Raw genomic sequence first — 22,888 nt, 5'->3', positions numbered from 1 at the left:
GTTCTTGGGTCGCAGCCTCGTGGTCGGGCCTAGTTGATTCTGTGGCTCCGTCTTCGCCCAGCCGCATCTCGTGCCGGTGTGAGGGCATGGTCAGAAAGCCGCTTCGACCCGATCTCTATAGTCGTCCCCATGGATGAGAGAAACAGCGGAGAGCCTCAAAACCCTCGTACCCTGCGGGTCGCATTGTCAGTGGGCTGCACCTTATTGATTCTGGGACTTTTATGGGTCGTGGCGTGGAAGGTGGGGTGGTGGACTCCCGGCCTGGGGCTCCTGTCGGTAAAGGTGGCCGCCATGCTGTCGATGGGGCCCGCGGCCTTGGTCGCCTGGTTCGCCCGACGCCGGTAGACGTGCCGCGCCACTGCGAGTGCACTGCCATCGGTGCGGTGCGATGGCCTGTTGGCGGCAACCCAGGGGCTCACACCAAGAGCCGAGTGGTCAGTGGCTGACTGTGCGGGCAGCCAGGTCGAGGGGCGAGGCGCTGAGCCTTGGACAGAAGCAACTGTGGTCGCTTCTCTGTGCGTTGCTCAGGACCGCTCCTTGCAGTGCGGGCCGGTGAGGCGGCGTTCGGCGAAGCGTGACCCTACTGCCAGGACCATGAGAACCGCGGTGCATCCGCCCAGCGGCATGAGCGCGGAGGGAGAGGTGCGGTCCAGGATGAGGCCCCCTACGAGGGCACCAGTAGAGAGCGTTGCCTGGAAGGAGGCGGTGAACAGGACCGATGCCGCTTCCGGGGCATGCGGTGCCGCCTTGGAGAACCAGGTCTGCGACGCGACCGGCACGGCGCCATACGCCACGCCCCACACGATGAGCAGTATCACTGCGCCGATCTCCCAGCGGCCCAACACTGGAAGCAGGAGGGTTACCGCGGCGATCAGACCGGCCGCGAGCCCGAAGACGGTCCGGGGATACCGGGCCACCCAGGCGCCGCCCAGGAAGTTGCCGAGGATGCCGGCGGCACCGTAGAGCAGCAAGAATGTGGTGATCAGAGCACTGCTGGCGTGGGTGACCTGTTCCAGGAAGGGTGTCACGTAGGTGTAGGTGCCGAAGTGAGCCAGTACCACAAGGAACGTCAGCAAGAGTGCGAAGCGGGTGTTGACGCTGCGGAGCATGTCGTTGAGGACGCCCAGCCGTGTGACCTGGACAGGAGGAAGCGGCGGCACGAGCAAGAGCAGCATGACCAATACGCCGACCGTCAGGGCTCCTATGACGGTGAAGGCCGTTCGCCATCCGCCGAGATCTCCGATCAGGGTGCCGGTCGGCACGCCGAGGACGGATCCCAGCGGGACGGCGGAGAAGATCACAGCAGTAGCCCTGCCGACCGAGGCCGGCGGCACCAGTCGTTCCGCCAACCCGGCCCCGATCGACCAGAAGCCGCCGATCGTGATCCCGACCATGATCCGGGAGATGAGTACGAGCCAGTAGTCGGTTGCCGCAGCGGCAAGGAAGTTCGCCAGTGCCAGCAGGAGCATGAAGACGCACAGCATCAGTCGGCGGTCGAAGCGCGCCGTGGCCACGGTGACCAGTGGAGCCGCGATAGCAGCCAGGAAGCCGGGCATGGTCATCATCAGTCCAGCCACCCCGTCCGAGACGGTGAAACTGGATCCGATCGAGGTCAGCAGGCCGATCGGCAGGATCTCGGTGGTGACGATGGCGAAGATTCCCAGCATCACTGAGACCACGGCCAGCCACCCCATCAGCGGGGACCGAGGCGATAGGCGTGGGCCGTTGACTGAAGCGGTAGAGGTAATCGGCATGGCATTCCGTCCTGTGAAAGGCAGCGCGTTTCGCGATCAGTCCAGCAGGCTGCGTCGAGAGGTGGCTGGCAGGATTGCGACTGCACCCTTGCCCTTCACGGTGATGTCGCATATCCGCCGACAACTGCCCACGCAATGCGGTGCCTTGGTGCGCGAAGTGGTGCCGGCAGGGCGAACTCAGCACTCTGACTGCTTGGGGGCTTCACCATGGATCGTGCGGGACTGGACCGAGGCCGGAGGCCGGCAGCCGATCGCTGCCTGAGCCGGTCTGGCTGGCAGAGACGTCCGCAGGGCGGTGGACCGTGGTTCGGCCGGGGCTACCTCGCCTCTCGCCCGTGTCCATCCGCGTCACCGCAGGCACCCATGCGGCACTATGTGCGGAAACACCCCATTTGCCTGGAGGCTGGCATGAGCCGTGATGATCTTCCGTATCCAGAGACCGGGCTGCTCCTCACCCACTTCCTGACGGTGGCCGACGTGGCCCGATCCCGTGCCTTCTACGCCGATGTTCTGGGCGGTGAAGTGGTGCTCGCTGAGAATCCCTGCATCGTCAAGCTCGCCAACGGATGGATCATCATGAACCCCGGCGGCGGGCCGACCCCCGATAAGCCGGACGTCACCCTGCGCCCGCCCACGGACCCGAACACCGTCAGCAGTTTCCTCAACATCCGCGTCGCCGACATCGAGGAATGTCACCGGCAGTGGAGCGCCAAGGGAGCGGAATTCCTCACCCCGCCCCTCGACCGCAAGGCGGAACTGCGCTGCTATCTACGAGACCCCGACGGGTACCTCATCGAAGTAGGACAAGCCACCGGTATGCAGCAGGGCGTCTTCGCCGACCCACCCGCCGGCAACGACTGAGACTGACGGGCCGAGAACGCGGCCGCCTGCTGCGAAACCCAAGGCGAATCGGTGCATCAACAAGCTCAAGCAGTGGCGGCGCGGCCTGGCCACGCGCTATGACAAGACCGCCGCCAATTGCCTCGCTGCCCTCCACACCGTTGGCAGGATTCTCTGGCCGGCAAGGACTTCCAGAAGGATGAAGTGCCCCGGTGGCCTGGGCCGTGTTTTAGGTTCGGATTCCTGTGTGCGCCCTGCACGATGATGATCAAGATGTGGGGCGAGGGGATCTTTCTGATGAGCAGTGGTCGGTGCTGGAGTCGTTGCTGCCTGCGGTGGGCATACGTCGCAGGAGGCCTGGCTGTCGGCGGCTGGTAGACGGTGTGCGGTGGCGGGTTCGGACCGGAGTTCCGTGGCGGGACCTGCCGTTCGAGTACGGACCGTGGCAGAAGGAACCGCCAGGCGGAGTGAGCGCCGAACCTGAAGACCATGGACTGGGCAGGTCGCGAGGCGGGTTCACCACGAAGATTCATCTGGCGTGTGGGCAGGGACAGAAGCCGTTGTCGCTGCTGATCACCGCCGGGCAGCGCGGTGACAGTCCGCAGTTCGAGCCGGTCCTGAACGCGATCGGGGTGGCCCGGCCTGGTGTCGGCCGGCCGAGAAGCCGCCCGCTGCGGGTGCGAGGCGATAGGACGTACTCTTCACGCGCGAATCGCGCCCACCTGCGCAGACGTGGCATCAGGTGCACGATTCCTGAGCCGGTCGATCAGGTCCGCAACCGCAGGCGCCGCGGACGTGCCGGTGGCCGTCCGCCCTTCTTCGACCGCGAGGACTACAAGGCCCGGCACGCGGTTGAATGCGGGATCAGCCGTCTCAAGCAGCACCGGGCCGTGGCGACCCGGTTTGGCGAACTTGCAGTTCGGTTCGAGGCGACGGTTCAGGTCGCAGCGATTCATCAGTGGCTGTGAACCCTCAGCCTGCCGCCGTGCGGATGCCCCAGCAGAAAGCGACGGCCCTGCGGTCCTTACGGAGGAAGGGCGCATTTCCTGGCATTGGCGCGGGGCGGTGTGTAGGGGGTTGCACCTTCCGTAGCGGCATGTGGTCCGGTGGACCTACGTCCCGATCCTCTTGAGGAAGGTCCCTGCTCATGCATTCGTCTTTCATGCCACCCCGCCAGGTCAAGATCGGTGACGCGGCGGCCTTCGCCGGCAGCACGCCACGGGCGATTCGCCATTACCACGAGATCGGCCTGCTCCCCGAGCCTGAGCGGGGCGGCGATGACCGCCGCCGCTACGGGTACGAGGACATGATCCGCCTGCTGTGGATTCGCAAGATGGCCGACGCCGGGATCGCCCTGGACGACATCCGTGACGCCTTTACCACCGGCATGGCTTCCGCCGGGGCGGACAACGGAGACGGTATCGCGGACATCCTGGAGCGGTTGGAGGAATCCTTCGCCGAGCAGGAGGCGGAATTGCGGCGGCAGCGGACCGCCGTGCAGCGGATGCGCACCGAAGGCAGCCGGATGGGCCTGCTCTCCGACGTCGTCACCGAACGCCTCAAGAGCCTGCCCGAGGGCTCCCTGCGTCCGGCGGACCTGGACAGTCTGCTGGTCACCGAGCGGATCTTCGGACCGCTCGGCGCGGCCGTCCAGGCCACCCGCTTCGTCGTCCTGGCCACGCATCCCACTCTGCGGGAGGATTCCGACCGCATCGATGACGCCGAGGAGGCACTCGATGACAGCGTCGCCGTCGACGATCCACGGGTGGCTCAAGTGGCCGTCGAGCGGCACGCCTTCGAAAGCGCCCTGCAAGCCGTCATCGAGGAGTCCGGCCTGGATGAGGACGACGATGCCCTCTGCGAAGCCTGGGACATTTTGCACCCTGCTACCGCCGATGACGGCGAGGACGAGGCCGACCTCAGCTCTGGCAGGCGGGAGGCTGACTCCATGAGCGTGTTCGAAGCCACCGGCAAGATGCCTTACGACTTCTCCCCAGCCCGCCTGCGCTGTATGGAACTGGCCGAAGAGCTATCCGCCCAAGACTCACCCGCTACCTAAAACTCGGCCTAGGGGGTGTCCGCAAAGTCCCGTCGTTCGCCCGGAGGGCGGGGCTCGCGGCGTCTGGTGCGTGCGCTCGCAAGGCGGAGGGTCGTCCTCGTAGTGGGCCTACGTGGACGATCCCGACAACACAGCGAGCGTGCGTGCCTGGGGGCACCTCCCAGCGGTAGCTGGGGGAGCGTCGCGAGCCAGGCGGGACTTTGCGGACACCTCCTAGCCCTTCGAGTCCGGCTTCCAGTCCTGGGCGAGGAGCCCGAGCAGCACCTCGTCCAGGAACTCGCCCATCACCCAGGCCGAGGAGCGCATCACGCCCTCGCGGACGAAGCCGTTGCGCTCGGCGGCGCGCAGCATCGCGGCGTTGTCCGACAGCGTCTCGACCTGTAGCCGCTGTAGGCCGCGCACGATGAAACCGTAGTGGCACAGCGCCGCGACCACGTCGGTGCCGTAGCCCTTGCCGCGGGAGGACGGCAGCAGCCCCAGCCCGATGTGCGCGGCCCGGTTGTGGTTGTCGATGCCCCACAGGTTCGCGGTGCCGATCAGCGTGCCGCCGTCCAGTTCCACCACGGAGAACGGGACAACCCCCTGCACCTTGTCGTCCACCACGAGCCGCGGATCCTTCGAGCCGGGCGTGATCGGTCGCCACGGACCGCCCTCGGCCCGCGAGGCGTTGACCACGTCGTCGTAGAGCTCAGCCCGCAGGACCGGGATGTCGTCCTCGTGCCGGGCCCTCAGCCCGACCCTGTTGCCCTTTAGCATGCAGGCTTCCTATCCGACGGGGCTGGCCTGCGCAAATGAATTTGAGGCCAGCTCAGTTGGTGTAGTGGAGGTAGTAGATGAGGGCGGCGGTGATGCCGACGAAGGCCAAGGGGGGAGGCGCTCGGCTTTGTGAGACAGCGCGCTGCGTCAGCCGAGGGTGACCGAGCCGCCCTTGACCGTCACCTTGGCGGGGGCCAGGCCCTTGGTGGCGGGGCCGGTCTTTACGCTGCCGTCGGTGATGTCGAACTTGCTGCCGTGGCACATGCAGTTGATGGTGCCGCCGGAGACCTCGCCGACGACGCAGCCCGCGTGGGTGCAGATCGCCGAGAAGGCCTTGATGTCGCCGTCCTGGGGCTGGGTGACGACGACCTTCTCGCCCTTGAAGATCTTCCCTCCGCCCTTGGGGATCTCCGACGTCTTGGCGAGGGCGGGGCCGCTGTCCCCACCGGCGGAACCGTCGGCCCCGCTCCCTCCGGCGCCGCCCGCACCGTTGTCGCCGCCTCCGCCGCTCGTCTCCGGGGCGGCCTGATCATCACCCGCGGCCTTGGAGCCCCCGCTCCCCGCATCCGACATGCTGCCGCCGCAGGCCGCCAGCGCTGCCGTGAGACCGGCCGCGCCGACCGCCGCGACGACGGCCCGCCGCCCCGTCCCACGTCCCGCCGGCGCCGGGCCGGCCTCCTCCGCTGCGGTCACCGCTGCGGTCTCCGTCCGCTCCGACGCTGCCTGTCGAGCCATGGTGTGCCTCCGGTTCTTGGTGGTGCCTTCGGTGCGCGATGTGCTCCATGGACGTTGCACAAGGTCCATACGGAGCCACCGCCCGGAGCGTTCAATGCGGGGGTGTGTCATCCGCAGGAGCAGGCCTCGGGGGGCAGGCCGTGGCGGTAGGCGGAGGGCGGAGGTGGGCGGCGGAACAGCAGGAAACGTCACGCATCTGACGGGCAACGAGCGACCGTCGAGCGGTGCGAACGGGCCTTTCGTCGTTGGCCTCTTCCTGGTCAGCTCGTGCCCGACAGAGTTCATTCGAGGAGAGCCTCAGCTGCCGCCCGTGAGTGCCGGCCGTAGTTCGCTTCCCCCAGCACCTGGCGCGACTGGCTGCTCCGAACGAAATGCCTGGGCGTCTCGCTTGGACCTTGCGGGCTCGCGTGCCCCAGCTGGTTTTGTTCACGAGTGTTGGCAGTAGTTGTTCACCATCTCGGGAGGCAGCTGGATCGACACGGGGGCGATGTGCAGGAGAACGGACGGCACCAAATGGTCCGGCTTCCTGTGAGGTCACCGTGATCCACTCATGACTCGCGGGTCACGGCTCTTCCGCCAGTCGCTGGAGCGTCCGCCAGCGCGGAGCGTCGTCATCAGGGATGTCCGGGGAAGCGAAGTGGAACGGCACACCAAGGCGGTCGGCTAGCGCGCGGCCGGTTTTGGCGGCGGCAACGCCAGGAGGAGAGCCGTCAGGGCGTTGGTAGAAGGTCGCCAGGTGCCCTTCCCCATCTGGGGCGTCCAGGACCGCGACCAAGAGCACGAACCAGTTGTGCACGGTATCGCCGTCCCAAAGCGCCTCTACCGCTGCCACAGGGCCCGGCAGAGCCGCGGCGCGGGTTTCGAGTGAGGCGAGGTCGTGTGGATCGGGAGGCGTAAGCTGCACTCGGTCGCCGAGGGCCTGGTATCGCGCGTAGACCACCCGCTCGGCCTCGTGCAGACCCACCCCCAAGGGCCGCAGTGCGTCCCAGACGGACCTGACCGCCGACAGCCGACGATCCCGCAGTACGTCGGCGTCGACCGCCGGGCAGGTCCGTTCTTCCAGATAGGCCCACCAGCCGCTCATTGGGCCACCAGCCGGGATTTCAGGGCACGTGTCATAGGTCCGAACGTACGTCAAGGCGCCGAGTCGGCTCCGGCCGCACCTTGGTGGTGCAGTCAAATCTCGTGAACATTGCCTGCGGTCTCGTGGGTTTGCTGTCTCCCGAGTCGGTGTCGATGTGCTGTTCGAGCTCGTGGACGAAGCCACCCGACCCCCGTGCCGCGTCGGCCTTGTCGTCGGCCGGTCGGGCTCCGCCATGGCTCCCTTCCCCGTCACACGCATCACGGCACCGGCCCCCGCTCGCTGATCCGGCCTGATCCGGGGCCTGGTCCGAGCGCAAGACCTAGTGCACGGTGTGGTCCCCCTCGTCCGCTGGAGTGAGGGCTTCGAGGTCGTCAGCATAAGAGCGGATTTGGGTGTCTCGGTGGGCGCGGGTGGCGGCGATCACGGGGGTGAACGCCGGGTATGTGTGGGGGTGTTCCTCCAGCAGGGCTACGGCGGCGACGGCGCCGCACTCTGCGGTGTCCTCGTCTTGCGACTGGGTCAGCCGTAGGCAGATCTCGGCCGCGCGGACCGGGTCAGCCATGACGATGAGCGTTTCTGCCAGCGGGTTGTCCGACCAGCGCCACTGTTCGCCTTCAATGACATCGCCGTTGAGCACGTCGCCGTGCGCCCAAGCCTCGGCGACGGCGGTGGTCGCCTCGGTGGTCCATGGCAGTCCGGCTTGGGCGATGCCCCACGCCGCGGCGGCGCGCACAGCAGGCGAGTGACGGGGCGCCAGAGCACCGGAGAGCCACGCGGCGCGGCCGGCGACGTCGTGCCGGGCGACGCCGCCGGTCATGACCGCCGCGATGAGCGGGTCCGGTTCGCTGAGCGCGCGCTCGGCCAGCGCACGTACGGCCAGTTCCTCGTGCCCGGTGCGCAACCCGGTCACGTAGGCGATGCGGTGCCGCACTTCACGGGCCGGGTCGGCGAGGAGGGGGAGCAGGCGGGGTGTTGCCCGTGTGTGGGCCGCACGGATTTCGCGGTGTACGGCTTCGGTCTCCGCGATGCCGATGGTGATGCCGAGCAGCAGGTCGGCGAGGGTTGCCCGGCCGGGTGCCGTGGGGTCGAGCAGGAGGTCCACGAGAACGGGGTACGCCCTTGCCGACCCCGCATAGACGCTTCCCTGGTGGACCAGACAGTTGTGGAGGACGCCAACAGCCCGCTCGGCGCGATCCGGGTCCTCGCCACAGGCGTCGAGAAGCCACTTGAGGGTGTCCGCTCCGTCGCCGTAGGCGTGTTCGGCCCCGGTCCAGTCGGTGTCGTGCAGTTCGGTCCGTGCCCGCATCGTTGCCTTCGTCCCTCCGAGGTGTGCGGCGCACCGTCGCGCCATCGGTCGCCAAGGCTAGGGTCCTTCGTTCGGATCAGGCCCCCGGGGCAGGCCGGATCAGCGAGCGGGGGCCGGTGCCGTGATGGGTAGGGCGCGGAAGGGGGCCGTGGGCGGATCCGCCTGGGGAAATGAGCGGCAGAGTCCTTCTGGTACGCGGTACGGTGCGCCGATGTCGGCGATCAAGAAGTTCCAAGTCACCTTTGACTGCGCAGAACCTGAGCGTCTCGCTCGCTTCTGGTGTGAAGTGTTGGGGTACGTCATACCGCCGCCACCGGAGGGGTTCACCACCTGGGACGATTTCCACCGCACCTTGCCTCCTGAGCAGCAGGGATCATGGTTCGCTTGCAGTGATCCCTCAGGTGTGGGCCCGCGCCTGTACTTCCAGCGCGTCCCGGAGGGGAAAGTCGTTAAGAATCGGGTGCATCTTGATGTGCGGGTCGGCACCGGGCTTGTGGGGGACGAGCGCCTCGCCACGCTCGAAGCCGAGTGCGCACGACTGGTCGCGCTCGGTGCGACCCACGTGCAAACACTGTATGCCGATGAGGAAAACGAGTCGTGCATCCCGATGCTGGACATCGAGGGCAACGATTTCTGTATCGACTGAGTACTCTCCGAGCCGGGGAGTCGGCTTGTGCTCCTCTTTCCGAGCTGGCAGTTCGGTCTGGCCGCGTTCACGTGGCGGTGTGGGATGAGCAGGCCGGTGCCCTGATAGCCGCCGTCCGCGAGGGCCGTAGCCCGGCCGACGGCGGCCTTCTATGGGAAAGCCCCTGGCCGCCCGAAGACCGCCCGGCCTTCCCGCGCCTATCACTTCTTGCCGGCGCCTCCCTCCAACGCGTTCATCAGGAAGTCCCGCTGGAAGTACAGAAGTTGGGCGTTGACCGTGTCGTCGGCTGGGAGGTGGGTGGCGCCGGGGAGGGGGAGCACGCTGTGGGGTTTGCCTGCTGCGAGTAGTTCGGCCGAGAAGCGGAGGGTGTGTGCGGCTGCCACATTGTCGTCCGCGAGGCCGTGGACCAGCAGTAGTGGGCGGCTCAGCAGATGACCGTGGCCTATCAGGGAGGTGCGCCCATAGTTTTCCGGTTGCTCCTCCGGGTGGCCCAGGTAGCGCTCCTTCCAGTGGGTGTCGTACATCCGCATGTCGGTGGGCGGGGCACCGGCGACCGCCGCGTGGAAGATCTCGGGGTGGTACAGCACGGCGGCCGCGGCCAGGAACCCGCCGAAGGACCAGCCGCGGATCGCCACCCGTGTCAGATCCAGGTCGCCGCACTGCGCCGCGGCTGCCTGTAGCGCGTCCACCTGGTCCGCCAGCGCCGGGCCGAGCTGGTCGCCGTGAATGGTCTTGTCCCAGGCCGGGCCGCGGTTCGGGGTCCCGCGTCCGTCGACCGCCAGCACCGCGAAACCCTGCTCGGCGAACCACTGCGAGACACAGGTGAACCAGTCCCGGGCCCGTCCTACGACCTGCATGCCCGGCCCGCCGTACGGGTCGAGGAGTACCGGCAGCTTTCCGGTGCCCTTCTCGTGCCACGACGGCAGGTAGAGGACGCCGCGCAACTGGCGTTCGCCGAGGGTCAGATGGACCGGTCGCGGGGTGATCGACGGTTCCTCGGCAAGCGAGGTGAGGGTCTGGTACGGCGGGTCCCCGGCAGCCCCGGCAGTCCCGTCGCCCCGCAGTACGGCCACCTCGTTGCCCCGTGGGGTCAGGCCCGCCAGGACGAGCGTGCCGCCCCGCGCCGCCCCCGTATACCTGCCGGGCTCCCGGCTCAGCCTACGGAGGCCGTGGCCGGGCTCATGGCACCACACATGGGTCTCCAGCGGGTCGTCGCTCGCGGTGAACAGCACCTGCTCGCCCTCGACCCCGAGGACCGCGCACAGCTGTAGCCCCTGCGGGGTGATCCGTTGGCCGCCGACGGTCAGATAGCGGGTGTCGCCCTCGTCCTCGGGGAGCACCAGGGCGCCCGACGCCGTACGGGCCGGGGTGCCCGTGATGATCTCCACCCAGGCGGGGTCGGTCCGTTCATGGAGCACTTCGGTGGCACCGGTCTCCGGATCGACCGCGAGCGTGCGCATGATGCGCTGGTCGCGGCTCTGCACGGTGACGAACGGACCGTGCGCGTCCCAGCCGGCCGCCACGACGTACTCGTACGCCTTACGGTCCCACTCCACCTCGACCCGCTCGCCCTCCAGCGAGAGGAGCTCCAGGGTGACCTCCGCATTGGCGGTGCCGGCCGACGGGTAGCGGATCGCCTGCGGCGGCTTCGTCGGGTCGGCCGGATCGCTGAGGTAGCGCCGTTCCACGGGGCTGGTGTCGACCCTGGCCACCAGGAGGTGGCGGCTGTCCGGCGCCCACCAGTAGCCGCGCGACCGCTGCATGGATTCGGCGGCGGCGTACTCGGCGAGACCGTAGGAGATCTCCGGGTCCTCCGCACGGGCCAGTTGCCGGTCGGCGCCGGTCAGATCGACGATGTGGAGGCAGCGGCGGCTCACGTAGGCGATGTACCGGCCGTCGGGGGAGGGGCGGGGGTCGACCACCGGACCGGCCGCGGGGACGGAGAACGGTGTGCCGCCGTCGGTACGGACCGCCCACAGGGCCCCCGACAGCGCGAACGCCACCAGACGGGCGGCATCATCCGTCGCGTACGACACCACTCCCACCGACCGCTCACGAGCGCGCTCCCGGCGCAGCCGCTCCTCCTCGGGGACCGCTCCGGAACCGGCCCCTACCAGGAGCGCCGGATCGGCCAACAGCCGTTCCGTGCCGTCCTCGTACTGCCACAGCCGGCCTACCGGATCGGTGCCCGAGCCCGTGCGGATGAAGAGCACCCGGTGGCCGTCGGGGGAGACGGTGAAATGCCTTGGAACGCCCAGGGAGAAACGGCGGGTGCGGGCGAACTGGCGGGGAAAGTCAGCGGAGTTCGTGGACTGCTCGGACATCAGGGTGCTGCTGTGCAAGATGCTGTCCTCCAGATGCTGAGGGCGTTCCGGTCTGCGGCGGTCCCGGGGCGCGGCAAGCCCTGGGTGCAACCTAGGCATATTTCGGATTCAGGGAAAAGGCCTGGCTGTGAGGTGTGGATCGGTGCAGCGCTGAGCGCCGGTAAGTGACCGGGCGCAGCGGGATGAAGGGCTGGCGACGGGACGAAGCCGTGGCCATGGTGGTGGTGCAGAAGGTGGCCTGAGAAGCCAAGCACTGTGGGCTGTGACGCCGTGCGTGAGGGCGGCCGCTCCCGGAGATCGTAGGGACCGACGATCTCTGTACTTCTATCACAGGGCCCCGTCGGCGTGACGAGAGCAGGTTGTTGGAGAACTGGGGGTCAGCGTCGGGGGTCGGCGGGGTGTGCGCGCGGTCTTCGTCGGACCCCGCCCCCGATGCCGAGCACTTTGCCCGGGCCGAGCAGGTCGCGCTCCTGCAATAGCGTCTGGTGCTTCATGTACTGAAGATTATTGAAGTCAGGGCGAGTTGGCGCAGATCCCGTCGTGGCTGTGGATAAGTGCGGCAGCGGTGGGTGGGACCGGCCGCGGCAGCCGTGGGTGGGACCGGCCGCGATCAGCCCGCGTACAGCTCCGGGCGGCGGTCCCTGAGGTAGGTCGTGGTGCGGCGCGCCGAGGCCAGTGTGGTGGGGTCCACCTTGCCGAACAGGAGCTGGTCCCCGTCGGAGGCGGCGGCGGGGTCGAGGCATTCCACCGTGCCGTCCGGGGCGGCGATCGTGGTGCGGCCGCAGAAGCGGAGGCCGCCGTGCTCGCCGGTCCAGTTGGCGTAGGCGACGTAGAGCTGACTCTCGAAGGCGCGGGCGGGCACGAGGGTCCGGGCGACGAAATCCCAGGGGCTCATCAGGCCCGTGGGGACCAGGAGCAGATCCGTGCCGGCGAGCGCGTGGGCCCGTACGGCCTCGGGGAACTCGACGTCGTAGCAGATCAGCATGCCCACCGTCAGGCCGCCCAGGGAGGCCTGGACCACGCCTTTGTCCCCAGGGGTGAACAGCTCGTGCTCGGCCCGGCCGTAGAGATGCGCCTTGCGGTAGACGGCCAGCGGCCGCCCGTCCCGGCCGACGAGCCGCACCGCGTTGTAGAGGTGTGCACCGTTCCTCTCGGGCCAGCCGTACGCCATCGCGATCCCGGCTTCCCGGGCGATCTCGGAGACCGCGGTGCACTGCGAACCGTCCGCGGTGCCGGCCGACTGCGCGAGGGCCGCGGGCTGGAGCGGATAGCCGCCGAGGGTCATCTCGGGAGCGAGCAGCAGCTCGGCGCCCTCGGCGGCCGCCTTCCCCGCGGCGTCCCGCAGCCTGTCGAGGGTCTGCGGGAAGTCCGTCGGGCCACAGACGGTCTGAAGGCAGGCGATCTTCACTGCGTACGTCCTCCGGGGGTGACACCCGCCGGCGGTGCCGGTGCCGCCGGCGGCGACCTCACCGGCCGCGGGCCCGGGCGAGATGCTCCAACTGCCGCTTGTCCGGCTTGCCGTTGCGGTTGAGCGGGAAGTGTTCGAGCACGACAACCCGGTCAGGGTGCTCGTAGGCCGCCAGCATGCCACAGAGCCGCTCGCGCCAGTACGCGTCCTCCTGGCCCTTGTCGTCCTCCACGAAGAAGACGAGCTGGGCGCCACGCCGCTCGTCGGGCAGGGCGACGATCCTGACGGAACAGCCCTGCGCCGCCACACTGCGTTCGATCAGTTCGGGGTAGAGGGTGTACCCCTTGCGGTGCACCGCGTATTTGCGGCCCAGGACGATCAGATTGCCGTCGGCGTCGAGCCGGCCGAGATCGCCGGTGCGCTGCCAGCCCTGGGGGGCGGGCTGGAGGGTGCCGTCCTCGGCGAGGTACCCCTCCAGTGCGTCGGGGGTGTTCACCTCCACCTCGCCGGGCTCGCCAGCGGGGACCGCCCGGCCCTCGTCGTCGACGACGCGCACCCGGATACCGTCCATCGCCTGCCCGCACGCCACCGGGTTGTCCGGCGTCGCGAAGGCGATATTGCCCAGTTCGGTGCTGCCGTAGCTGTCCAGCAGCGGCCGTCCGAACTCCGTCTCGTACTGGCCGACCAGCGGATCGTCCAGCGGCGCCGCGCCGACGCAGAACATCCGCGCCCCCGCCAGCCCGGGGCGCAGACTCGGCTTCCGCGAGGCGAGGTTGAGCATGCTGCGGTAGCTGGACGGCGTGGCGTCGATGACCGTGGCTCCTGACTCCTCCGCCATCAGGAGCGCGCGGTCCAGCCGCCGGTACGGGGCGATCACCAGCGAACACCGCTTCAGCCAGGCGATCAGCACCATGGAGAGGCCGTATTGGTGGGCGAACGGCAGCAGCGGCAGCAGGACGTCGTCCTCCCGGTGCCCGACCTGCGCCGCGTTCCGTTCGAGGTTCTTCAGGAACTTGCGGCCCGACTTGACCACGCCCTTGGGGGTGCCGGTCGAGCCGGAGGTCCACATGATCAGGCCGTCGGGGAGCTCGCACCAGGCGTCGGCGGTCAGCCGCTCGCCCGTGACCTGCCGGCCGGCGGCGGACACCAGCAACTCGTAGAGGTGCACGGCTTCCTGGTTGCTGTCGAGCGGTGAGTCCTCGTCACTGAGGACCAGCTTCGTACCGGTCCGCAGGATGATCCGCCGGGTCGGCTCCGCATGCTCCTGCTGGTCGACCAGCACGATCGAGGCGCCTATGTGCATCAGCCCGAGCAGTGTCGCCACCCAGGCGGGTGAGTTGCCGGCCTTGAGCATGACCCGGTCTCCGGGGCCGACGCCCCGCTCGCCGAGTACCTGCGCGATGCGAAGTGCGTCGTGCTCGAATTCGGACAGGGTCCGCACCGAGTCAGGGGCAAAGATCTTTGCGTTCACTGGTCGCACGCTTCCTTCCTCGTGGGCAGACCTCACATGCGGCATCACTACGGAAATCCAGTGGGAGCCGCCCAGCCGACAGGGCAGGGCACGTGCCTCACCTACGGCGAGTCTGGAAGCGGGGGCGCGGGGAGGGAACCCTTATCCGCACCCCTAAGGTCCCTTCTCTTGCCGCCCCGGACTCGGGGCGTTCCGGCCGGAATTCCGTTGCGGGCCGGGCCCACCAGGGACGTTGCGCAGGGCGCACCGCGGGTATCGGCGCCGCTGTGAGAAGGCGTCCGGCGAACACGGGGGGCGAACGCGGGCGGGGGGAGTGGCGTGTGCGCGGGCGCGTTCGCCGTGGCCTGCCCACCGTCGCCGCGGCGTTCGAGGTGCGGCGGACGGCAGCATGCTCGATCTTGGTTTCGCGGGGCAATTCCGCCTGCCGGATTTCGTCCGTGTTCACCTTCCTGCCCGGGGGCGTGATACGTCGCGCCGCGCCACCCCGGTAATTCCTTTCGGCCATCTTCCGCCGCACCGGCTCAGGTGTCCGTGCACCGCCCCTGGCCTCCTTCGTGGTGCCACCCGTGGGGGCCCGGGCCGGCGGGATGAACTGACTTTTGCGGGTTACTCACAGGTCAGTTCTTGTACTTACTCTGGGTAGCGCCTCGTGTGGACGTGTCAAGGCGGGGTCATGCGCTGCCACGCCAACTTCCTTCGCTCCGCTGCGGATTGCGCCGCGGGGTGGGGTAGTCACGGTGTGATGGTGCGGAGAAGTGCCTGCCGGCCGTTGGTGTCCACGTAGTGCCGCTCGTCCGTCGAGGTGTGTGCGGGAGTTTCGGCCCGTGGGCTGCGCTGATGGTGTGCGACCTCCAATTGGTTGCTCAAGCGCACTTTTACGTGACTCATACTCAGGAGGCCTTGCGGAAGGCCCAGGAGGCCGAGAAGCGTGGTTGGTGCGTCGTGTGAACATCTGACGGCGCCGCGTCGTCGACCGCCGGGTGGAAGCGGTTGTTCCGCTGATCGAACGGGGGGTTCCGGATGGCTCGGCCGGTTCGTGTCTGCACAGGTAGCGGCAATGAAAACTGCGGAATCATGAATTCCGTGACGATGTACCGGCTCCCGGAACCTGAAATTCCGCGGCAGCCGGACCCTGATCGGATTCCGAATTTCGCGCGAATGGCACGCCGGTCGGTGGCGTACACTCAGCGGCCTCCATGTGACTGTCGTCACACCGGACCGGCTTGAACCCCAGGGGTGTGATCGTTCATATTATTGACCGTAGTGCCTTTGCGACATGAAAACGCCGACTTTAACGCCTCTTGATGTTCTGTGGTGTGGATTTCAAGTGTGCGTTTTCTGCATTCGGGAGGTCGTGAATTCTCGCTTAAATCTGCCTTCCGGGTGCTTACGAGCGGGGAATTCCACCCCCGCGATGAGTGCCATGCGGCGTGGAATAGTGCCTCCGGAGGCGATGTTGTCTTCTTGCTTGTTGCGATTCTTGAAATTCGATATTGACTCCTGAGTCAAGTTTTACAGCGTTGGTTGACAACGTTTGCCTGATCTGTTTCGCCGGTCAGATTTCACCCGTGCACTCGGGGTGGAGCCAGACGGCGGGAAAATGTTGATGACGATGAGCGTTCCGGTGAGCGTGTGGTACTCGCACCGACCGGCACTGCCGTCGTTCAAGTAAATCTTGTGGGGAATGTGCATTGCCTCGGGCAGGAGAGGTGCGCCCGGGGTTCTTCTTCGGGGAGGAAGAGCTGCATGGGGTTAGTGGAACGAGAAGCAGTGATGTCGGAGCTACGCGCCGCATTGAGTGACAGTGCCAAAGGGTGCGGCAAGGTAGCGGTGATACGAGGGGGAATCGCCAGTGGTAAGACTGCCCTGCTCAGGGCGTTCGAGAAGCATGCGGTGGCCGCGGGCGCCACGCTGTTGCGGGCCTCGGGCGCGCCCAGTGAGCAATCGCTCCGCTTCGGTGTGATCGAGCAGTTCCTCAGCGGGGCGACCACCCGGCCGGAAGCCACCGAGCCGCTGTCCCACCTGGCGGGTCTGACCACGCCCCAGGTGGGGGGCGAAGCGCCGTCCTCTGCGCAGTCCGGGACCAGGGCCGCGCACGATCTGTGCGTCGGGCTGCTCGAACTCAGCAGGCAGGGGCCGTTGGTGATCACCGTGGACGATCACCAGTTCGCTGACAGCGCCTCGCTCCAAGTGCTGACGTACCTCCAGCACCGGATCGGTACCGCGCGGGTGATGCTGCTGCTCAGCCAGGGGACCGAGGCGCCGTCCGAGCTGGTGGCGGAGGCGCTCCGGCAGCCGTACTCGCGGCAGTTCACGCTGTCCCCGTTGTCCCCGGAGGGGGTCGGGCAGCTGCTCGCCCAGCGGCTGGACTCCTTGGTCGCCGATCAGCAGGCACCCGGCAGTTACGCCGTGACCGGTGGCAACCCCCTGCTGACGCATGCCCTGATCGACGACAGTCTGGCGCCGGACCAGGAGGCGGCCGCCGGAGCGGCGGTCGAACCGGTCGCCGGGCAGGCGTTCACCAGGGCCGTGCTGGCGATCCTGCGCCGCGGCGGCCCGCAACTGCTGCGGACGGCGCGGGCCGTCGCGGTGCTCGGTGAGTTCGCCGCCCCCGCGCTGCTGGCCCGATTCCTGGACGTGCGGCCGTCAGTCGTGGGCGGTGCGCTGGAAACCCTGGAGCTGGCGGGGCTGACCACCGACGCCCAGTTCCGCTACCACGGCACCCGGACCGCTGTACTGGACGAACTCACGCCCGAGGAGCGTTCCGCACTGAATCGCCGCGCGGCCGAGCTGCTGCACCACGACGGCGTGGCGCCTTCGGATGTGGTGGGTTACCTGCTGGCCGCCGGTGAGGCCGACGAGCCCTGGGCCGTCCGGGTGCTGCATGCCGCCGCCGACCAGGCGCTGGCCCACGCGGAGCAGGCGCTGGCGGGCGGCAAGGTGGCGGAGGCCGTGCAGTACCTGGAGTTCGCCAGCCGCTCCTGCGGCGACGAGCACAAGCGCGCCATGCTCACCGCCCGGCTCGCCTGGGTGCAGTGGACGATCAGCCCCGCGGCCGCGACCCGGCACCACGGGCCCTTGCAGACGGCGCTGGAGAAGGAGTTGCTCAGCGGCCGTGAGGTGATGCGGCTGGTCCGTTCGCTGGCATGGCACGGCCGCCCCAAGGAAGCGGTGCGCGCGCTGGAATGCCTCGGCGCCCTGCCCGAGGGCGACGGCTCCCGCGATCCGGCCGAACGGAGGCTGACCCGCCAGTGGCTCGCCCGCTGGTATCCGCAGATCTTCGCCCAGGTCGAACGGCACGCCGCGATGGCCGAACCCATGAGTTCCCCGGGCCCGGTGCGCCGGCCGCACACCGCCGTCCTTCCTCGTGGCACCGCACCCGCCCCGGCCGTGGACGGGCCCGAGCAGGTGCTGCAACGGGCCCGGGTCCGGGAGACTCCGCTGGCATCGGTGATCTCCGCGCTGCATGAACTCCTCGCTGCCGAGCGGTTCGAGCGCGCGATGTACTGGTGCAATGAGCTGCTCCAGAAGGCCGAGGGCCAGCACGCCGCCGCCTGGCGCGGGGTGCTGCTGGACACCCGGGCCGCGGTCAGCCTCCGGCTCGGTGATCTCGCCGATGCGGAACGGGACGCGTGCAGCGCCTTGACGGCCCTCTCCGCACGGAGCTGGGGCGTGGCGATCGGTTCCCCGCTGTCGCATGCGATACATGCCGCGACGATGCGTGGCCACTTCGACCGGGCCGAGGCGCTTCTCCATCAGATGATCCCGCAGTCCATGATGGACACCCGTTACGGGCTCCAGTACCGGACGGCGCGGGGGCATTTCCATCTCGCGACGGACCGGCCGCATGCCGCGCTGGAGGATTTCGAGGCCGTGGGTGATCTCGTGGTCAAGTGGAAGCTTGATCACCCGATGACGCTGCCCTGGCGCGGTGACCTGGCCCAGGCCCTGGTCAGGGTGGGTCAGACGGACCGGGCCAGGGAGCTCATCAAGGATCAACTACGCATGATCGGGCCGGACTCCACCCGGATGCGCGGGATCTCCCTCGGCATCCTCGCCTCGGTCAGCGACCTCAAACAGCGACTGCCGCTGCTCGGCGAGGTCGTCGATCTGTTGCAGGCCGGCGGGGACCGCTACCAGCTGGCCCAGGCGTTCGTCGAACTCGGTCAGGTCTGGCAGATCCTCGGCAAACTGGACCGCGCCCAGCTGATCCGGCGCCGCGCGCTGCAACTCGCCAAGAGCTGCCATGCCGAGCAGTTGTCCCATCAGCTGCTCGCCACCAGGGAGCCGCTGAACAGCGAGCCGGCCACGAGCCAGTGGGAGGACGCCGAGGGCATGGCCGTGCTGAGCGAGGCCGAGCGCCGGGTGGCCGCGCTCGCCGCGCTGGGGCGGACGAACCGGGAGATCGGCCGGAAGCTGCACATCACCGTGAGCACCGTGGAGCAGCATCTGACGAGGGTGTACCGGAAGTTGAACATCAAGCGCCGGGCGGATCTGCCGGTCGGGCTCCCGGCGGACATCGCGGATATCGCCTGACCGGCGGGCACGCGGCACCAACTGCCGGGCGCAATACGGGAGTCGAAGCCGCGTGCCACTACGGGCGCGGCGGACGGCTGCCTCAGACATCGGCGCGCAGACACACCGTGTCCAGTGGAACGTCCAGCGGCTTGAGCGTTCCGCAGGGCGGTGCGTCGGCGTCCCGGTCGGCCGGGTCCGGCAGCGCCAGCGTGCCGTCCTCCTGGGGGCGGGCGAAGGTCACCCCGTGCGCGCCGACGGCGTCCGCGAGCTCGACCAGCCACCGGGTCGCGGCGTTCCCCGGCGGGGGCGGGATGACGCGGGTGTACAGCTGGGTGGGCAGCCCGGCCGCGGCCATGGCGCGGGTACCGGAGACCAGGCGTCTGAGTCGGTGCTCGCGCTCGTCGGGCCGTAATCGGTGCCGTCCGGTGGCCGCGGTGTCCACGCAGATGCGCAGTGCGTCGACACAGTCGGCGAGCGCCTCAGCGTGGCGCTCGGCCGGGCAGCGATCGGTGGTGAGGCTGACCGTGCAGCCGTCGTCGGTGAGATGACCGGCGATATCGGTGAGATCGGGGGTGGGCAGCGGATCGACCTCGTGCAGGTCCACGGTGAGCAGCCCGGCGCAGGCCAGCGCGCGCGCCGCCCGGCGGTGCACGGAGTCCGCGGGCACCCACGCGGGGGACGGATCGCGCTGCACCACCGGGGACCAGCGCACCCCGAGGGCCGACGATCCGCCCAGCGCGGCCAGGTCGGCCACGGGGTGCGCGGCGACCTCACTCGCCCGCAGCATCGTGCGGCCCACCGTGATCAGTTGGTCCCGGTGGTGGGTCGTACCGGTCAACGGGTCATGCACGACGAGGTGACCGGCGCAGACGCCGACGCCGTAGACCCGGGCCGGTGCGACGGCTGCACCGCGCGACGACCGCATCGAATACCTCCTGGCGATGAGGGAGGGGAGTCGGTATGGACCTTTGCGCATCGTGAATCGTCGTATGCAGAAAATATGCCGTGGCGGTCCATTCCGTGAATCAAGCTACGGCTACACGACGGGTGGAGCTACCTCTACCCCGGTTACCCGATATCTCATTCCTTACCGCGGAGAGAGGGGCCGGACTCGGCGGACAAAGTGTCGGCGGCGGCTTCACCTGGCCATCCTTGGCGGGCCCAAGGCACCTTTTCCAGCCAGGTGTTGGGGCTTGTGGCCGAGCGCGGCGGGGATCCGGAGGGCCGTGCGGAAGGGGGCGATCCGCTACGGGACGCGGCTCGGATATGCCGCGGATCGCGGATAGTGAGAGGGCGCCGGGAATTGAGGATCGATTCCCGGCCAATGGCCCCCTATTGAGGCCAGGGGTGTCGGCCAAAAGAAACCGGGAACCGCTGCCTCCGGTCGGTATTGTGGCAGGCGGCGAACGCTCCCGCCGGGGGGCATCGGAAACACGGGGAGAGCGATGTTCGGACGGCACCTCTGGGCGCCCCTGCGCGGCCTTGTGCTCTTCGGGCTGGGACTCACCGCCGGCCCGATGCTGGCCGCCGTCGGCCTCGGCACGCTCTTCGGCATCCAGTCGCTCGCCCAGTGGTACCGCGATCCGCTCAATGTGTACCGCACCCTCGCCGGCCGCTGGTGCGGGGTGGACATCCCGGTGCCCTACCAGCCCCCGCCGCCGCCCCCCGAACCCGAACCCGACGGCTGGTACCGCTACAAGAACCGGCTCTACCTGACCCCGAAGAAGCTCTCCTACGAACGTCGCTGGGACTGGCTGGTCAAGGACCCGGCCACCTCCCGGGACATCCTGTGGATGCTGATCAACCCCGTCGCCGGCAGCCTCACGGCGCTGCTGCCGCTCACCCTGGTCGTGGTGGGCGCCACGTCCCCGTGGCACTGGCCAGGACACCCCGGGATCACCATCCCGGTCGCCGTGGCGACGGCACTGGCCGGCTTCGGCTTCGGGCCGGTTCTGCTCCATCTGCACGGCCGCTGGACCTGCCAACTCCTCGCGTCCGCCGCCGACTCCGGAATACGCCGTGCGCTGATCCGGATCGGCCGTGGGGGGCTCGCCACCTGGCGGCTGGCCCTGACCGCCGGACTCGCGGTCGCCGAACTGGCCGCCGCCCTCATGCATCTGCTGGCGATGGTGCCGATCCTGCTGTGGGCCTGGCCGACCGTACTGGTCGCCGGCCGGCAGCTCACCTCCTGGCGCCGGCAGCAGATCCAGGAGTGGACCGGCATCCGGATCGACCGGCCCTACCTGCCCGAACCGGTCCTGCCGGCGCCCCGGCCCGACGGCACCTACCAGATCGGCCGCACGCTGTACTGCACCCCGGAGATGGCGCTGCGGTCCCTGCGGTACCGGCAGAACGCCCGGGACCTCGCCACCTGGCGGGACCTGCTCTGGCTGCTGCTCGATCCCGTAGTGGGGGTGCTGCTCGCCGCGGTGCCCGTGCTGCTCACCGGATACTGCTTCTTCGGCCTGATCTGGTCCTGGGCCTGGGCGTCGCTGCTTCAGCTCTTCGTCGACTTCCACACCTTCGAGAGCTGGCCCCTGCTGACCCGCGGCGTGCCGGTCCTCGGCGCATATCCGATCGCCACCGCCCCCCTGATCGGTGTGGTCGGCACCCTGACCGGGAGCCTGCTCGCCATCCCGCTGCTGCGGCTGCACGGCCTGTGGAGCTGGCTCCTCCTCGGACCGACCAAGTCGGCGCTGCTCGGGCGCAGGGTGGACCAGCTCACCGAGACCCGGATGGAGGCCCGGGAAACCCTCTCCTCGGAGCTGCGCCGGATCGAACGGGATCTGCACGACGGGGCGCAGGCGCAGTGGGTGGCCATGGGGATGAAGCTCGGCGCCATCGAGGCGCTCATGGAACGCGACCCGGCCGCGGCCAAGACGATGGTCGGGACCGCCAGGGAAGCCTCCGCGAAGGCGCTCATCGAGTTACGCCATCTGATCCGCGGGATCAATCCGCCGGTGCTCGCCGAACGCGGTATCGCGGACGCCATCCGCGGGCTGGCCCTGGACTCGCCGCTCTCCGTCGGTCTGCGGATCGAGCTGCCGGGCCGTCCCGAGCGCCCGGTCGAGTCCGCCGCCTATTTCGCGGTGTCCGAACTGCTCACCAATGTTTCCAAACACGCCGAGGCGGGCCGGGTGCACATCGAGGTGCGCCACACGGCGAACCAGCTGCGGATCGCGCTCACCGACAACGGGGTCGGGGGCGCCGATCCGGCGAAGGGCAGCGGGCTGCGCGGCGTCCAGCGGCGGCTCGCTACCTTCGACGGAAGTCTCGCCGTGCACAGTCCACTTGGCGGCCCCACCACAGTCACTCTGGAGATTCCGTGCGTGTTGTCCTCGTAGAGGACCTCTACCTGCTTCGCGAAGGTCTGACCCATCTGCTCACCGCGCACGGCTTCGAGGTGGTCTCCGCGGTCGAGACCGGCCCGGAGCTGCTCACGGCCGTGCAGGAGCACCGGCCCGACGTCGCGATCGTGGATGTCCGGCTACCGCCCACGTTCACCGACGAGGGGCTCCAGGCGGCGCACGAGGCCCGTCGGCGGATCCCCGGTCTGCCCGTCCTGGTGCTGTCCCAGCACGTCGAGCAGCTCTATGCGCGCGAGCTGCTGGCCGACGGGTCCGGTGCCATCGGTTATCTGCTGAAGGACCGGGTGTTCAACGCCACGCAGTTCGTGGACGCGCTGCGCCGGGTCGCCGAGGGCGGTACCGCGATGGACCCGGAGGTCATCTCCAAACTGGTGGAGAGCAACGCCCACCAGGAGCCGCTGGGCACCCTGACCGCCCGGGAACGGGAGGTCCTGGAGCTGATGGCCGAGGGCTGTTCCAACGCGGCGGTCTCGCACCGCCTCTACATCAGCGAAGGCGCGGTGAGCAAACACATCGCCAGCGTCTTCGGCAAGCTGAATCTGACCAACTCCAACGACACCAACCGCCGGGTGCTCGCCGTCCTCGCCTACCTGAACAGCGCGAACCTGGACTAGTGGGA

16 protein-coding genes and 1 pseudogene are annotated in these 22,888 nt (G+C 68.7%); 7 read left to right on the top strand and 10 right to left on the bottom strand.

Annotated elements, in window-relative coordinates; translation table 11 throughout:
* Nucleotides 1–524: 524 nt before the first annotated feature.
* Nucleotides 525–1,754 (bottom strand): MFS transporter, encoded by a 1,230-nt coding sequence (locus QT196_RS05400; RefSeq protein ID WP_168477866.1) that lies wholly within the window; start codon nucleotides 1,752–1,754, stop codon nucleotides 525–527.
* Nucleotides 1,755–2,162: 408 nt separating this feature from the next.
* On the opposite strand from QT196_RS05400, the gene QT196_RS05395 reads away from it, so the two are divergent.
* From QT196_RS05395 to QT196_RS05385, 3 genes are all read left to right on the top strand, one after another.
* A complete protein-coding gene (locus QT196_RS05395) occupies nucleotides 2,163–2,615 on the top strand; it encodes a VOC family protein (RefSeq protein ID WP_168477865.1) in 453 nt (150 codons plus the stop codon).
* 254 nt (nucleotides 2,616–2,869) lie between these two features.
* Nucleotides 2,870–3,562 carry an IS5 family transposase gene (locus QT196_RS05390; RefSeq protein WP_168483579.1) on the top strand — a complete coding sequence of 231 codons (693 nt, stop codon included), beginning with the start codon at nucleotides 2,870–2,872 and terminating at the stop codon, nucleotides 3,560–3,562.
* A 179-nt stretch (nucleotides 3,563–3,741) separates the two neighbouring features.
* Nucleotides 3,742–4,653: a MerR family transcriptional regulator gene (locus QT196_RS05385; RefSeq protein ID WP_168477864.1), complete on the top strand. Its 912-nt coding sequence runs from the start codon at nucleotides 3,742–3,744 to the stop codon at nucleotides 4,651–4,653.
* A gap of 213 nt (nucleotides 4,654–4,866) precedes the next feature.
* Here QT196_RS05385 and QT196_RS05380 read toward each other — a convergent pair whose 3' ends face one another.
* The 4 genes from QT196_RS05380 to QT196_RS05365 form a co-directional block, all read right to left on the bottom strand.
* Nucleotides 4,867–5,409, bottom strand: coding sequence for a GNAT family protein (locus QT196_RS05380; RefSeq protein WP_168477863.1), 543 nt, complete (start codon nucleotides 5,407–5,409; stop codon nucleotides 4,867–4,869).
* A gap of 147 nt (nucleotides 5,410–5,556) precedes the next feature.
* Nucleotides 5,557–6,144, bottom strand: a complete 588-nt coding sequence (locus QT196_RS05375) for a Rieske (2Fe-2S) protein (RefSeq protein ID WP_168477862.1) — start codon at nucleotides 6,142–6,144, stop codon at nucleotides 5,557–5,559.
* A 562-nt stretch (nucleotides 6,145–6,706) separates the two neighbouring features.
* Nucleotides 6,707–7,228 carry a hypothetical protein gene (locus QT196_RS05370; RefSeq protein WP_168477861.1) on the bottom strand — a complete coding sequence of 174 codons (522 nt, stop codon included), beginning with the start codon at nucleotides 7,226–7,228 and terminating at the stop codon, nucleotides 6,707–6,709.
* Nucleotides 7,229–7,547: 319 nt separating this feature from the next.
* Nucleotides 7,548–8,534: a hypothetical protein gene (locus QT196_RS05365; RefSeq protein ID WP_290354457.1), complete on the bottom strand. Its 987-nt coding sequence runs from the start codon at nucleotides 8,532–8,534 to the stop codon at nucleotides 7,548–7,550.
* A 211-nt stretch (nucleotides 8,535–8,745) separates the two neighbouring features.
* Between QT196_RS05365 and QT196_RS05360 the strand changes: the two genes are divergently transcribed.
* Nucleotides 8,746–9,180: a VOC family protein gene (locus tag QT196_RS05360; protein ID WP_168477859.1), complete on the top strand. Its 435-nt coding sequence runs from the start codon at nucleotides 8,746–8,748 to the stop codon at nucleotides 9,178–9,180.
* Between the two features lie 27 nt (nucleotides 9,181–9,207).
* Here the strand turns inward: QT196_RS05360 and QT196_RS05355 are convergent.
* The 4 genes and pseudogenes from QT196_RS05355 to QT196_RS05340 form a co-directional block, all read right to left on the bottom strand.
* Nucleotides 9,208–9,329 (bottom strand): annotated as a pseudogene (locus QT196_RS05355) (IS5/IS1182 family transposase); the annotation flags it as partial.
* A gap of 51 nt (nucleotides 9,330–9,380) precedes the next feature.
* Entirely contained in the window at nucleotides 9,381–11,504 is a 2,124-nt protein-coding gene (locus QT196_RS05350; RefSeq protein ID WP_168483578.1) for an alpha/beta fold hydrolase, read from the bottom strand.
* Between the two features lie 610 nt (nucleotides 11,505–12,114).
* The gene (locus QT196_RS05345; RefSeq protein ID WP_266734605.1) at nucleotides 12,115–12,912 is read right to left on the bottom strand and encodes a carbon-nitrogen hydrolase family protein; all 798 of its coding nucleotides are present in this window, start codon (nucleotides 12,910–12,912) and stop codon (nucleotides 12,115–12,117) included.
* Nucleotides 12,913–12,970: 58 nt separating this feature from the next.
* The gene (locus QT196_RS05340) at nucleotides 12,971–14,383 is read right to left on the bottom strand and encodes a class I adenylate-forming enzyme family protein (protein WP_290354456.1); all 1,413 of its coding nucleotides are present in this window, start codon (nucleotides 14,381–14,383) and stop codon (nucleotides 12,971–12,973) included.
* A 1,746-nt stretch (nucleotides 14,384–16,129) separates the two neighbouring features.
* Here QT196_RS05340 and QT196_RS05335 point away from each other — a divergent pair.
* Nucleotides 16,130–18,919: an AAA family ATPase gene (locus QT196_RS05335; protein WP_168477857.1), complete on the top strand. Its 2,790-nt coding sequence runs from the start codon at nucleotides 16,130–16,132 to the stop codon at nucleotides 18,917–18,919.
* 82 nt (nucleotides 18,920–19,001) lie between these two features.
* Here QT196_RS05335 and QT196_RS05330 read toward each other — a convergent pair whose 3' ends face one another.
* Complete coding sequence (locus QT196_RS05330) at nucleotides 19,002–19,826, bottom strand: hypothetical protein (RefSeq protein WP_290354455.1); 825 nt, start codon at nucleotides 19,824–19,826, stop codon at nucleotides 19,002–19,004.
* A gap of 520 nt (nucleotides 19,827–20,346) precedes the next feature.
* Here QT196_RS05330 and QT196_RS05325 point away from each other — a divergent pair.
* Nucleotides 20,347–22,245, top strand: a complete 1,899-nt coding sequence (locus QT196_RS05325) for a histidine kinase (protein ID WP_266734610.1) — start codon at nucleotides 20,347–20,349, stop codon at nucleotides 22,243–22,245.
* Entirely contained in the window at nucleotides 22,227–22,883 is a 657-nt protein-coding gene (locus QT196_RS05320; protein ID WP_085928338.1) for a response regulator transcription factor, read from the top strand. The genes QT196_RS05325 and QT196_RS05320 overlap by 19 nt, the downstream gene beginning before the upstream one ends.
* Nucleotides 22,884–22,888 lie beyond the last annotated feature (5 nt).

Origin of the sequence: Streptomyces sp. P9-2B-2, assembly GCF_030406865.1 — a bacterium.
GTDB lineage: Bacteria > Actinomycetota > Actinomycetes > Streptomycetales > Streptomycetaceae > Streptomyces > Streptomyces platensis.
This window is presented reverse-complemented; position numbering and strand designations above follow the sequence as displayed.

What these genes read in the sequence shown, in the direction of transcription:
- QT196_RS05365 (WP_290354457.1), bottom strand. Translation starts at nt 8,534, where the DNA reads ATGCGGGCACGGACCGAACTGCACGACACCGACTGGACCGGGGCCGAA.
- QT196_RS05335 (WP_168477857.1), top strand. Translation starts at nt 16,130, where the DNA reads ATGGGGTTAGTGGAACGAGAAGCAGTGATGTCGGAGCTACGCGCCGCA.
- QT196_RS05350 (WP_168483578.1), bottom strand. Translation starts at nt 11,504, where the DNA reads ATGTCCGAGCAGTCCACGAACTCCGCTGACTTTCCCCGCCAGTTCGCC.
- QT196_RS05360 (WP_168477859.1), top strand. Translation starts at nt 8,746, where the DNA reads ATGTCGGCGATCAAGAAGTTCCAAGTCACCTTTGACTGCGCAGAACCT.
- QT196_RS05380 (WP_168477863.1), bottom strand. Translation starts at nt 5,409, where the DNA reads ATGCTAAAGGGCAACAGGGTCGGGCTGAGGGCCCGGCACGAGGACGAC.
- QT196_RS05385 (WP_168477864.1), top strand. Translation starts at nt 3,742, where the DNA reads ATGCATTCGTCTTTCATGCCACCCCGCCAGGTCAAGATCGGTGACGCG.
- QT196_RS05325 (WP_266734610.1), top strand. Translation starts at nt 20,347, where the DNA reads ATGTTCGGACGGCACCTCTGGGCGCCCCTGCGCGGCCTTGTGCTCTTC.
- QT196_RS05400 (WP_168477866.1), bottom strand. Translation starts at nt 1,754, where the DNA reads ATGCCGATTACCTCTACCGCTTCAGTCAACGGCCCACGCCTATCGCCT.
- QT196_RS05375 (WP_168477862.1), bottom strand. Translation starts at nt 6,144, where the DNA reads ATGGCTCGACAGGCAGCGTCGGAGCGGACGGAGACCGCAGCGGTGACC.
- QT196_RS05330 (WP_290354455.1), bottom strand. Translation starts at nt 19,826, where the DNA reads ATGCGGTCGTCGCGCGGTGCAGCCGTCGCACCGGCCCGGGTCTACGGC.
- QT196_RS05370 (WP_168477861.1), bottom strand. Translation starts at nt 7,228, where the DNA reads ATGAGCGGCTGGTGGGCCTATCTGGAAGAACGGACCTGCCCGGCGGTC.
- QT196_RS05395 (WP_168477865.1), top strand. Translation starts at nt 2,163, where the DNA reads ATGAGCCGTGATGATCTTCCGTATCCAGAGACCGGGCTGCTCCTCACC.